Raw genomic sequence first — 12,072 nt, forward strand, 5'->3', positions numbered from 1 at the left:
CTTCAAGCGACTTGGGTGTGTTCGCCGAACGGCAAGCCGCACACAAGAACCCTTTACGCTTCCCTTCGTTCCAAAGGTGTCCGTTCTAACCATATTCTATCCTATTCGTTGGCTGACGCCAACCGACATTCATCTCCCACTTTCACTTCGCTTAGAAGTGGGAGACTTCTTTCAGAAGAAAGATGGTAAAGCAGACAGATGCGTGATATTTTGTGCATGGCGGCCATCAAAAAAGGTGTCCCGCCTTGTTGGGACACCTTCCGTTCAATCATATCGAAGCGCCAAATAACCGATGGCAAACACAGCAAGCAAGACGGCGAGCACATACGCAAGCAATATCGGGTTGCGCAAATAGGCATGCCCCTCGACCGTTTTCGGGATCGGCCCGTCAAGCTCCCCTTGCCAGCGCTGCTGGCGGCCGAGACGGACCGTATACATAAATCCAATCACCGCAATCAATACAGAAAGGACAGATAATACGAAAGTCAGCTGTGCCATACGTTTCACCTCATGCTTACTTTGCCGCAATGAGTCGGTTTTATGCAGTCAATAATGGGCGTCATGCTCAAACAAATAGCTGTACGACAAGTCAATAAACAAGTAATGGCGCTCATCGATCGGATACGAATACGTCCGGATCGTTTCCCCTGTTTCAATATCCGTGTATAAATCGGACAAAAGCCCTCTTCGACGCGAGCGCATGCGAATAATGTTTTCCAAAAAATATGGACGCCAGCTCCAGTTTTTCATATAATATTGCGGCTGAAGCTCCCACCGGCCGCCGCGCTTGAACATATTGCCCGACTGCTGGAAGCCGTCCTCATCACAAACATAAATGCGGAAGCAAACATCGTCGAGCTCGCCGGCCAACAGGGAAATGAGCTCGTTAAAATCGGCGGCTTTTTTGTATTTGCCAAGCAGCGCGCTCATCCGCTGCTGAAACTGCTCAGCAATTTGATACAGCGTTTCAAGCTTTTTCTTTTCCTGCTGGATGAAGCGATGGCACTCTTGGCGGAGCAAGTCTTTCAACAAATCGCGCGGCACAACCTCAGGCGCCGGCTTGGCCAAATAATACCCTTGATAATAGCGACCGCCATGCCGCCAAGCATACTGAAGCTGAAATGACGTTTCGATGTCCTCATACAGGAGCGTCGCTCCGATTTTGCGCGCCAACAACGAAATCGAGTGAACGATTTCCTGGTATGCTTGATGAACGGACGTTTTCCGCAATTCACGCAAATCGATTTTTAAAATATCAGGCGACAAGACGCCGATTCGCTCAAGATGAATGCTATGTTCGGCGATGTTGTCGACCGCCACCTTAACGCCGTATGTACGAAGATACGTCAATAAATGGCTGAGCTGATCGACGTCTCCCTTGAAATGCTGCTCATTGATTTCCAAAACAATGCGGCTTAGCGCCAACCCTTTCGCTTCATAGGAGAGAAGCAGTTGCAAAAACGACTCGCCGCGGTCAAGCATCAGCAAGTTGGCATCGCGGTTTAAAAAAATGAGCAGCGTTTGATCATCAAGCGACAGAAAATAGTCGAGCGCCTTTTTCGTCACCACATCATCTACTTCGATGCGAAATTCTTCTGGAATGGCTTCATCATGAAAAAACGGTCCAAGGCTGACCGGCCCTGTTTCCGTTTGAAACCGACCGAGCACTTCATAGCCGACGACCCCATGCTCATCAGCGCTGAAGATCGGTTGATAGTAGGGGATCACCTGCGGCAAGTTGGCCATAACGTCTAATGCATCCATCGTGCCCACCTCATTCCCATCGACCATCTTTACCTTTATTATAGCATAATTGCCCAATCATTCCTGACGTAAAAAAAGCGGCTCCCCTGACAGCAGGGAATCCGCTTGTGACAAAAGCCGTTACGTGCAATGAACCGGTTGCCCGCAATAAATGAAGAAATGCCGCCTGCAATCCCTTTTGGATGAGGACCATCTTGCTTTACGGCAAATTTGATTAAAACGGCCGCCGATTCAGCCATTGACCGCCGTCGACAGTGATGCAAGCGCCGTTAATGTAAGCGGCTTCATCCGAAAGCAAAAACGAAGCGACCGCCGCGATTTCTTCCGGCGTCCCGAGCCGCCCGAGCGGCACGCTTTCCAACGTCATCCGCTCCGCTTCCTCTGATTCCCAAAGCCGCTCCGCCCCACCGGTCCGTTCGATCGGTCCGGGAGCGATCGCATTGACGCGGAAGCCGTACTTTTTCCCCCATTCCACAGCAAGCGTGCGCGTCATGGCCAGCACTCCCGCCTTCGCGCTCGCTGAATGAATGACCCCGGCGCCGGCATGCCAGGCATATGTTGCAACGATGTTGATAATGTTCCCTTTCAAGCCGCGCTGAATCCAGTAGTTGCCGACTTCCCGGCTGCAGTAAAACGTGCCGTTTAACACAATGTTAATGACGCTGTTCCAGCCGTTGATCGACAACTTTTCCGCGGGGCAAATGAAATTGCCCGCCGCATTGTTGATGAGGGCATCGATGCGGCCGAATTCCGCATCAGTCCGCTCCACCATGTGCGCCACTTGTTCCGGGTTGCGCACATCCATCGGAACCGTAAGCACTTGTCCCCCATTCGGCGCAGCGATTTCCCGCTTGGCCTCTTCGAGCGCCTCGGCCCGCCTTCCCGTAATGACGACGTTGGCCCCCTCAGCGACAAACCGCTTCGCCATATACTTCCCCATTCCGCTCGACCCGCCGGTCACAATGATCACCTTTCCGTTCATCCATTTCTCCTCCTATGACTGATTACTCATTCATTTCTATCATATCATAAAATAGTGGAATATTCGAACATCTTAGTCCTCCTATTGTCCTTTTCCCTCTCTTTTCGTTATAATAAAGCTGCTTGTGAAAGGACGGCGAAACGATGCACCATCTCGAAACAACCAAACTAAGCCGGCGCGCCTTTTTGAAAAAGCTGGCGCGCACAAGTTTCAGCGCAGCGCTGGCCGTGGCAGCCGCCTCTGGATACGCCCGCTGGATTGAGCCAGCCGAGCTGACCGTGACGCACCATACGCTGTCGCATCCTCTGATCCCAAAGTCGTTTGCCGGCGTCAAGCTGCTGCAGTTCAGTGATCTCCATCTCGGCCATTATTATGGCTTGGAACGCTTTTACCGCATTATGGACCGCATCAACGAACTCGGGCCCGATCTCGTCGTATTCACAGGCGATCTGCTCCATGAGGCGAACCGGTATCCGCACGTCGACGCGGTCGCTGAGGCGTTGGCCGGCGTCCGCGCTCCTCTTGGGAAATTTTGTATTTACGGAAACCATGATCACGGCGGCTATGGAACAGATATTTACCGTCGATTGATGGAACGAGCCGGGTTCCGCGTTCTCGTCAATGAGCATGCACTCGTCCGGCGCGGCCACGGGGCGATCGCGATCGCCGGCAGCGACGATATGATGCTCGGACGCCCGGACTGGTCGAAAATGACGAACGGCATTCCGCGGGCGACATATACGATCGCCCTCGTTCATGAGCCGGACGGTGCCATTGAGGCTCGCCGCTTCCCTATTCACGTTCAACTGTCTGGCCATAGCCACGGCGGGCAAATTCAGTTGCCGTTTATCGGACCGCTCATCACGCCGCCGTTGTCTGAGCGGTATTATGAAGGGTTTTACCACGTCGGCGGACTCTTGTTGTACGTCAACCGCGGCCTTGGCACGACGCGGGTGCCGCTTCGCTTCTTTGCTCCGCCGGAGTTGACCGTTTTTTCGCTTACTCCCGGCTAGAAGTAGGACAAACCGACCAACAACGCTGCTTTCTATGTTATAATAGAAAGAAAAAAGGAGACATGCCGATGAAACCGTTGCAATTGACGGTCGACAATATTGCCAAAGCGATTTTTACCGTCAACCGCCATGCAAAAACCGCTTTGAATCCTGCATTCCTTTATCTTCTAAAGAAAAAGGCGATTGAAAAGCTGCTCGAGGAGGGCAAGGCGAAAAAAGTGGGCCTCCATTTTTCCCGCAATCCGAAATACAGCCAACAGCAATCCGACGTGCTTGTCGCCGTCGGCGACTACTACTTCCACATCCCACCGACAAAACAAGATTTCGCCGTCCTTCCGCACCTTGGCGCTCTCAACGATTCATACCGCAACCCTCCGGCTCGGATGCCACTGTCAGAAGCCAAGGCCATTCTCATCGCCTACACCGGATTAAAAGAAAAGCCGGAACAAAGGCCGAAACGGCTGACAAAACCCGTATTTAAACGGCTCGGCGACCGCTATTAGGCGGGCGCCGCCTTCCATCATGACCGGCCTTCTAGCCCCCTTTTCGCTGATCGAAAACAAGCGATTGGTTAATGTTCTGCCGGTTATGCTGACACTCCTTTTCTCTTTATGCTCCCCCATTGCTTTTTTCGGCGAAAGGCGTCGATCACCCCTTCGCACCGCCACCAAGCGGTAAGCGGGCGGTACCAAAACGTCTCGGTCAGCGAGAAGAAAAAAAGCCTCACCAAATCAGATACGTTCGGGAACTTCCGCTCTGTCCATTCTTCAAGCAAGACGGCGGCGGCTGACAAAAACGAACCGTACAACACAGAAACCGTCAGCAACAGAAGAGCAAGCTCCACGTACATGCTCCCGAGAAACAATGAAAAAACAACCACGATATAGCCGATCAATTCAACGACCGGTCCAAGAAGCTCAATGAACCAAAAATACGGTAGCGAAAGAAGGCCGATCGAACCGTATTTTGGGTTGAACAGCATCGACCGATGCATCCATAAGCTCTCAAGCAGCCCGCGATGCCAGCGCCGCCGCTGCCGGCGCAAATCCCCATACGTTTCCGGCGCTTCCGTCCAGCAAACTGGGTCGGGGATGTAGATGATTTTTTTCGCCTCGTTCTTTTCTCGCGCCAGCCGATGCAGACGCACGACGAGTTCCATATCCTCGCCAGCGGTGTCGGCATATCCGCCCGCTTCGATCATCCAAGGTTTGGAAAATACACCGAACGCCCCGGAAACGATCAACAGCAAGTTATGGCGACTTAAGCCGAGGCGGCCGAGCAAAAACGCACGCAAATATTCAATCGTTTGCATAATGACGAGCGGCCGCCGCGACAACCCGACCTGGACGATTTCACCGCGTTCAATCCGACAGCCGTTGGCGATGCGGACGCTTCCTCCAGAAGCGATGATTTCCCCGTCGGACTCAAGCATTGGTTTCATCACTTTCAAAAACGCGCGCCGCTCCAAAACCGAATCGCCGTCAATCGAGCAAATGTATGGATAGCGGGAGGCGTTGATCCCCGCGTTCAACGCATCCGCTTTCCCGCCGTTTTCTTTATCCAGCACAAACAAATGCGGATAATCAGGCGACTGGTAAACCGCCTTAATTTCCTTTGCGGCCAGCTGGCGGCGAATGACGCGATAGACCGGCTGCAAATGAAAATGCTCAATCAGCCGTTCAAGCGTCTTGTCAGTTGAACCATCGTTAATGACGATGACTTCGTACTCAGGATATTCAATAGCCAGCAGCGACCGCACTGAGCCGACGATGCCCGCTTCTTCATTATAAGCGGGAACGAGAATGGACACCGGTTTGGCATAGCTCGCATCAAGCAGCTCTTCATACGGCTCCCAGTCATCAAGACGATGAACCCTGCGCAAATGGATGAACGAGACAACAAGCAAAAAGGCATAAAAAAGAAGAACGATGACCATGTAAATCAGTACAATATGTCCTGCGACCCAAAGAAACGAACGCCACGCTTCCATCATCACTCCTCCCCTCCAAGCCACTGCCTCGCCATATCGCGGGCGTAACGATCCGATGCTGTGCGTGCCGCGGCGCGCAACGTCGTTCGGCCTCCCGGCAGACGCGCGATGGCCGCGGCGGCTTCGGAACGAACAACAAATGAACGGTCAGCCAGCCGCTCATAGAGCAACGGAAGAAGCCGCTCTTCGCGGCATTTTCCGGCGAGGCGTGCGGCCATCAGCCGCTCTTGCCAATGGGGGGAGCACAAATGCTGTTTGAGCCTCTCCGCTTCAAGCGGCATGCCGATTTCCGCCATCGCCTTGAGCGCGCGAACGCGAAGCTCCAACTCATCGGATGCCAACAGCTCCAGCAAAAACGACCGCTCTTCGCGCCGGCGGATGCCGATCATATCCACGAACGCACATTTCCCCGCCCGCGGCAGCTCCTCAAATCGCTGTTCCACCTGTCGAAGCAGCCGCTCGCTCATATGGCCAAAAATAACTCGGTACGCAAACTCGGTCAATTCGTATTTCGGCTCAAGCACGTAGGCCACCACCGGGCTATAGTCAAATCGGGCGAAAATCGTCAACAGTTTTGCTTCTTCTCCTCTCGTCACCCGGTCGGAGCGGTACAACCGCTCCATCTCCGGCAGCATCGCCTTCATCTGCAAATCCTCGATCAAAAACAGGGCGTTCATCCGTTCGCTCCAATACCGGCTTGACAACCGGCGGCGCAGCCATCCTTGAAAATGTTTTTCCGCCAATGTTCGGATTCTCTCCTGCACCCGTTCTCCTCTCAAGAGCGAAGCGAAATGGTCAAGGAGCTCCATCATCGCCTCACGCTCAAGCGGCGAAGACGGCAACGGCAGATCTTCCTCTTCGCCGAGCACATAACGAAGCAGCGGAAGATGGAACCGCTTCTTCAATGCCCTGAGCTCTGCCTGACGTCTATTTTCCCTCCATTTTCGCACCACCAAATAGAGAAATAGGTTTACTAACAGTACAAGGAAAACAACCGTTGCGGCTAAGGCAGAAAAAAGCGCCATCACTCATTCAGCTCCCTCAACAGCCGGCGCAGCCGTGCCTCAAGCTCAAGCCATTTAAACGGCTTTGTCACATATTCGTCCGCTCCTCGGTTCAGCGCATGAGCAATATCGCGCTCATCTTGGCGCGACGTCAGCATCATCACCTTGTATGGCTTTCGCTCTTGACGGAGGCGGTTTAGCACCTCAAGGCCGTCCATTTTTGGCATCACCCGATCCAAAATGACGACAGATGGCCGCCCGTTTTGATAAAACGAAGATTCGAGAAACGAAAGGCCGTCGCCAAACTCGTAAATGTCTGCTTCCCTCTTCTGCTCAGCAGCAAACTTTCGGACAAGATCGGCGATCATCATCCGCACGAGCTCATCATCATCCACAATGGCCACTGACCACCGCTGTTGGTCCGTTTGCGTCAGATGAACGTCCTCGTCTAAAAATTCGCTTCGTTCGCGTGACGCCTCTTCGATCCGATTGCCGCCGCCTCGTTTCGCCGCATACAGCGCCTTGTCGGCCAGACGCAGCCAATAGTCAAGCGGCCGATCCGGTTCATCGCACTCAACCAAGCCGGCGGAAAACGTACATGATAGAAGTGCGCCATCCGCCTCGACTTTTTCGGCGGCGAACTGGCGTTGCAGCCGCTCAAGCACCGCACGCGCCTTACTTTTGGACGTTTTGGCCAGCCAAACGACAAACTCTTCGCCCCCAAAGCGAACGACCGTATCCACTCCACGTGTATGTTGGCGCAAAAAGGCCGCCAGCTTCCGCAACACGGCATCGCCTGCCAAATGGCCGAAGCGGTCGTTGATTTGCTTGAAATGGTCCAAATCAAGCAACGCCAAACAACTTGGCGCTCCGTAACGCTCCAGGTCGCTCCGAAGGCGGGCGTATACCCGCGGCAAATACTTCCGGTTGTACACCCCTGTCAATTCGTCAATGAGCACAAGGTCATCGATTTTTCGTTTTTTTTCAATGAGCCGGCGGACGCGAACGAACAGTTCATCTGCCGCTGGGGTGGTGATGACATCATCCGCGCCAAGCTCATAACCTTTCAACCGCTCCTCTTTGCCCCCGTCTCTCCTCACAATGACAACAGGAAGATAGGGGCGCTGTCCGGCGCGCTCAAGCAAAACCGTCAAGTCCGGGTTCTCCCACTCTCCCTCCTTCACGCTGACGATGATGCAATCCGGGCTGAGACGAAACATCGACACAGCTGCCTGCTCAAGGGAGGAAATCGTCATGAAACACCATGGCACGGTTTGCAGGGCGCCGCGGACGTAAGCAAAAAACAGGGGATCATTTCCACAGAGGAGAATCGATGCTTTCGGCCCTTGGCGGTGCGAAGAGGGAATGGCGGCAGAAGCCGCTTCCCCGGCTTCATAGAAGCAGCGAAGGAGAGGAACCATCTCCATCAGCGCCTCCTCCGCTGTCCATGGCCGTTTTGTTTGACCGTTCAACCGATGAATGAGCCGCTCTGCTTCCGAAACGATGTCGCTGCGACCAATCACCGCCGCCGTCCGGAAGACAGCGTTGAAAAATCGGGCCAATTCCGCACCGTCAAGCGGCGGCCCCGCCCTCCATCGTTCGTATTGTTCATGGATGCGATCCAACAGCGAGGCGACAGATCGATCCATATTTCTCTCTCCTTTCGATCATCGTTCCGTTTTTCCCAACCGACTGACATCCTCCTTTTTTCCTATTACTAATATAATCAATCCAAGCCAAAAAATTAAAAGAAAAGACGTACAACAACCAACCATTCTCTAGCCGCATAACAAAGCCGTTGCCTTTTTGCAACGGCTTTGTTCAATACAAAAAGTCCAATAGGCGTCGGTCAGCTAAATTCGTGTCAACCGGGCAGACTTCTGCATCACGTCCGTACTGCCACACCCAGACATTCGCGCTGCAAGGCGGGGCAGCCGGCTGATAGCGCGGCGCTTTCTGCTCTTTCGTCGTTCCCGGCCTTGGAGCCGCGCTCCAAATGACCGCCTGCACCGCCACTTGGTTGTTCCGGCTGACCGCCTCGCAATAAGCAGCGGCGAAATCCCCTTTCGTCGGGTCCGCGTACAGCCCTGGCCGGTATCCGGTCGGGTAGAGCGTTTCCACCCAGGCAGCAATCCAAGCGGCATCCACGGCGAAAAAATCTTCGATGTTGGCAAACAGCAGTTTATTTTTCGGGATGCCGAGCCGCCGCGCATGGAACACCGCGTTGCGCGCCGCCACCTGACCGTTCGCATAGCCGACCGCTTCACGGAAGGCGTTATAAATCGGCAGCACCTTCACGCCATAGTTGCGGATGCGGGCGATCTCGTCGCGCGTCAACCCTTCCGACACGTTCGGCACTTCCACCAAATAGCGGCCCCAAAATTTTGGATAGCCAAGCTCCGTCCGCACGCATTGAAACAATGGGTCCGTTACGGCTTGCGCCGAGTCGACGCCCCAAATTCCTCTTGCCATCGGTTCCCCTCCTTCGCGCTTACGCTGCCGTCATGATGTAATTATGTATATGAGGGGAACAGCCCGTTTTATACGGCTACTGGCGGCGCTCTCGCTCCTCCTTCGCCCAGTCGCCTTTCAACAACTGAAACCAGCCGTTGCGCTTAAACCAGACGAACATCGTCATGCCGATCACCGCCATGGCGGCCAATACAACAAAATAGCCATATTTCCAATGAAGTTCAGGCATATAATCAAAGTTCATCCCATAAATGCCGGCAATAAAGGACAGCGGCATGAAAATGGTCGTAATGGCGGTAAATGTCATCATAATATTGTTCATTCGATTCGAGTTGAGCGATAAATAGCTGTCGCGGATATCCGCGGTAATTTCTCGGTTTGTCTCAATCATTTCGGACAGCTTCAGCAAATGATCATAAATGTCATGAAAGTACAGCTGCCGTTCTTTCATGCGCTGCAGCCGGTCGGAGTGGATAATGCGGTACAGCAAGTCACGCATCGGCACGATCGTTCGGCGCAGCTTCGATAAATCGCCGCGGATGTCAAACACTTTTTCAATAATGTCGTGAATCGGTTCATTGTTCGTATTCTCCTCTAAATCGTTCAGCACGTCTTCAATATGGTAAAGGGGTGGAAAATAATCATCCACAAGCTTGTCGATCAGCCGGTACATGACGTGAAACGGCCCCTGCTGAACATCTTCTTCATGCTTCAATCGCTCCCACACCTCGTCAACGGCATGAATCGGCGACTTATGAAACGAAACGATGAAGTTTTGCCCGACAAACAAATCGACTTCCTCAGCCTCCAGCGTCATCCCGGCAATGGCATGAAGCACAACAAACAAGTAGCGGTCATAAAAATCGAGCTTCGGCCGCTGCACATATTCGAGACAGTCTTCAATCGCCAGTGGGTGAAAACGGAAAAAGGAGGCGAGCAGCGCCGATTCCTCATCCGTCGGCTCATGAAAGTCAACCCAATACCATGAGACGTCCGGGCTGTTGACAAGCGTTACGTCAACATCATACAAAATCTCAAATTCTTTTGTCACGACACACGTGCGAATCATCGCCATCACCTTTGCCTTGTTCTCCTCTTATCATAACCGAAAACCTGTTAATCCCCAACAAAAAACGGGTATGAAAATGATGTAAAGAAAAAAATGACAAAAAACATTTATCAAAATTTTCTTTACAACACTTAAAAAAACGACGATAATATAAAAAAGGGAACCATTTCGTTCCCGTATGGGAGGGACTAAACGATGTACGAAAAACAATACCCGAATGAAGGCGCCGTTTTGTTCAACCAACCGGAAGAAAAAAGCAGCTACGGGCCGATGGCCGAACAAGTGCTGAACGAAGCGATCTTCCAGTTTCAAAGAAAAAAACTGATGGAACAAATTGACGAAGCGCTCGCGGCCGGCGACAAGCCGTTGTTTTTCAAACTTTCCGCCCAATATAACGACCTGTTGAAAAAATACGGCGCGTAAAAGGAGCGAACGAAGTTGGACAGTGAATCGTCGATGACCAACAAATGAGCCCCATTTCCGTTTCAAGGAATCATCCAAACGGAAAGGGGCTCATTTTTGTTTTTTCGTTTTCCTCGCCAATGGTACAATAGAAACAAAAAAAGAAAGGTGGACAACCGTGAAACACCTCATTCAACCACGCGTTCAAGCCATTCAGTTATCAGGCATCCGCCAATTTTTCAACCTTGTCGCCGACCGGCCGGGACTTGTTTCCTTGACGATCGGCCAGCCTGATTTCCCAACGCCCGATCATGTCAAAGCAGCCGCTCAGGAGGCGATCGCCGCCGATTTCACGACGTATACAGCGAACGCCGGCCTGCTGGAACTGCGCCAGGCGGCTTGCCAATTCGTCGCTGACAAGTACGGCCTTCGCTACACGCCGGACGAAGTCATCGCCACCGTCGGCGCCAGCCAAGCGCTTGATATCGCATTTCGCACGATTTTGGAAGAAGGAACGGAAGTGCTCCTTCCCGCACCCGTCTATCCTGGCTATGAACCGCTCATCCGCCTGTGCGGGGCGAAACCGGTGTACATCGACACAAGGCCAAACGGTTTCCGTCTGTCGGCTGAGCTCATTGCGCCTTATTTGACGGAAAAGACGCGCTGCCTCGTTCTTCCATACCCATCCAATCCAACCGGGACGGCGCTGCCAGCCAAAGAGCTTGAGAAGATCGCTTCCCTTTTGAAAGGACGGCCGATTTGGATCGTTTCCGATGAAATTTACAGCGAGCTCGTTTACCACGGACGCCATCACTCAATCGCCGAGTGGCTGCCGGAGCAGACGATCGTCATCAACGGTTTAAGCAAATCGCACTCCATGACCGGTTGGCGCATCGGGTTTGTCTTCGCTCCGGCGTTCGCCGTTGAACAAATGGTGAAAGTGCACCAATACAGCGTCTCGTGCACGTCATCGATCAGCCAAAAAGCGGCGGTGGAGGCGCTAACCGCCGGCCAAAACGACGCCGAGGTGATGCGCGCCGCCTACGCCGAGCGGCTTGAGTATGCCTACAGTCGTCTCACCGCCATGGGGCTGCCGGTTGAGAAGCCGGATGGAGCCTTTTACTTGTTTCCGTCAATCGCCGCCTTTGGCATGTCTTCGTTTGATTTTGCCCTCGATGTCGTCGAAAACGCCGGCGTCGCCCTCGTTCCCGGCAGCGCCTTTTCTGAATACGGTGAAGGCCATGTCCGCCTGTCGTACGCTTATTCACTCGATGTGCTCAAAGAAGGGCTTGACCGGCTCGAGCGGTATATCCAAACGAAGCGCCGCAGACCGTAACGGTTTTCAAAAATCGTATCGGTTTAGGCCGCCATGCCCC

At 53.1% G+C, this 12,072-nt stretch carries 12 protein-coding genes; 4 read left to right on the forward strand and 8 right to left on the reverse strand.

Going from position 1 to position 12,072, the window contains the following annotated elements; translation table 11 throughout:
- Positions 1 to 264: 264 nt before the first annotated feature.
- The 3 genes from B9L19_RS13185 to fadH form a co-directional block, all read right to left on the reverse strand.
- Positions 265 to 498 (reverse strand): hypothetical protein, encoded by a 234-nt coding sequence (locus B9L19_RS13185; protein WP_025949682.1) that lies wholly within the window; start codon positions 496 to 498, stop codon positions 265 to 267.
- A 48-nt stretch (positions 499 to 546) separates the two neighbouring features.
- Entirely contained in the window at positions 547 to 1,764 is a 1,218-nt protein-coding gene (locus tag B9L19_RS13190) for an EAL domain-containing protein (protein WP_025949681.1), read from the reverse strand.
- A gap of 214 nt (positions 1,765 to 1,978) precedes the next feature.
- On the reverse strand, positions 1,979 to 2,746 hold the full coding sequence (gene fadH, locus B9L19_RS13195) for a 2,4-dienoyl-CoA reductase (protein WP_025949680.1): 768 nt from the start codon (positions 2,744 to 2,746) through the stop codon (positions 1,979 to 1,981).
- Between the two features lie 143 nt (positions 2,747 to 2,889).
- Between fadH and B9L19_RS13200 the strand changes: the two genes are divergently transcribed.
- Both B9L19_RS13200 and B9L19_RS13205 read left to right on the forward strand, forming a co-directional pair.
- Complete coding sequence (locus tag B9L19_RS13200; protein ID WP_025949679.1) at positions 2,890 to 3,759, forward strand: metallophosphoesterase; 870 nt, start codon at positions 2,890 to 2,892, stop codon at positions 3,757 to 3,759.
- A gap of 68 nt (positions 3,760 to 3,827) precedes the next feature.
- Positions 3,828 to 4,262, forward strand: coding sequence for a YkyB family protein (locus B9L19_RS13205; protein WP_025949678.1), 435 nt, complete (start codon positions 3,828 to 3,830; stop codon positions 4,260 to 4,262).
- An 83-nt stretch (positions 4,263 to 4,345) separates the two neighbouring features.
- On the opposite strand, the gene B9L19_RS13210 is transcribed toward B9L19_RS13205, so the two are convergent.
- The 5 genes from B9L19_RS13210 to corA all read right to left on the reverse strand — a co-directional run bounded on the left by B9L19_RS13210 (position 4,346) and on the right by corA (position 10,300).
- Entirely contained in the window at positions 4,346 to 5,749 is a 1,404-nt protein-coding gene (locus B9L19_RS13210; RefSeq protein ID WP_025949677.1) for a glycosyltransferase family 2 protein, read from the reverse strand.
- Positions 5,750 to 5,751: 2 nt separating this feature from the next.
- Positions 5,752 to 6,777 (reverse strand): HEAT repeat domain-containing protein, encoded by a 1,026-nt coding sequence (locus B9L19_RS13215; RefSeq protein ID WP_047753403.1) that lies wholly within the window; start codon positions 6,775 to 6,777, stop codon positions 5,752 to 5,754.
- Positions 6,774 to 8,402: a diguanylate cyclase gene (locus B9L19_RS13220; protein ID WP_025949675.1), complete on the reverse strand. Its 1,629-nt coding sequence runs from the start codon at positions 8,400 to 8,402 to the stop codon at positions 6,774 to 6,776. The genes B9L19_RS13215 and B9L19_RS13220 overlap by 4 nt, the downstream gene beginning before the upstream one ends.
- 172 nt (positions 8,403 to 8,574) lie before the next feature.
- Complete coding sequence (locus B9L19_RS13225) at positions 8,575 to 9,225, reverse strand: glycoside hydrolase domain-containing protein (protein WP_047753404.1); 651 nt, start codon at positions 9,223 to 9,225, stop codon at positions 8,575 to 8,577.
- Positions 9,226 to 9,301: 76 nt separating this feature from the next.
- The gene (gene corA, locus B9L19_RS13230) at positions 9,302 to 10,300 is read right to left on the reverse strand and encodes a magnesium/cobalt transporter CorA (RefSeq protein ID WP_033005298.1); all 999 of its coding nucleotides are present in this window, start codon (positions 10,298 to 10,300) and stop codon (positions 9,302 to 9,304) included.
- A 189-nt stretch (positions 10,301 to 10,489) separates the two neighbouring features.
- On the opposite strand from corA, the gene B9L19_RS13235 reads away from it, so the two are divergent.
- Together B9L19_RS13235 and B9L19_RS13240 are read left to right on the forward strand one after the other, a co-directional pair.
- Complete coding sequence (locus B9L19_RS13235; RefSeq protein WP_025949672.1) at positions 10,490 to 10,717, forward strand: IDEAL domain-containing protein; 228 nt, start codon at positions 10,490 to 10,492, stop codon at positions 10,715 to 10,717.
- 157 nt (positions 10,718 to 10,874) lie between these two features.
- A complete protein-coding gene (locus B9L19_RS13240; protein ID WP_025949671.1) occupies positions 10,875 to 12,032 on the forward strand; it encodes an aminotransferase A in 1,158 nt (385 codons plus the stop codon).
- Positions 12,033 to 12,072: the final 40 nt, after the last annotated feature.

Source organism: Geobacillus thermocatenulatus (assembly GCF_002217655.1).
GTDB lineage: Bacteria > Bacillota > Bacilli > Bacillales > Anoxybacillaceae > Geobacillus > Geobacillus thermocatenulatus.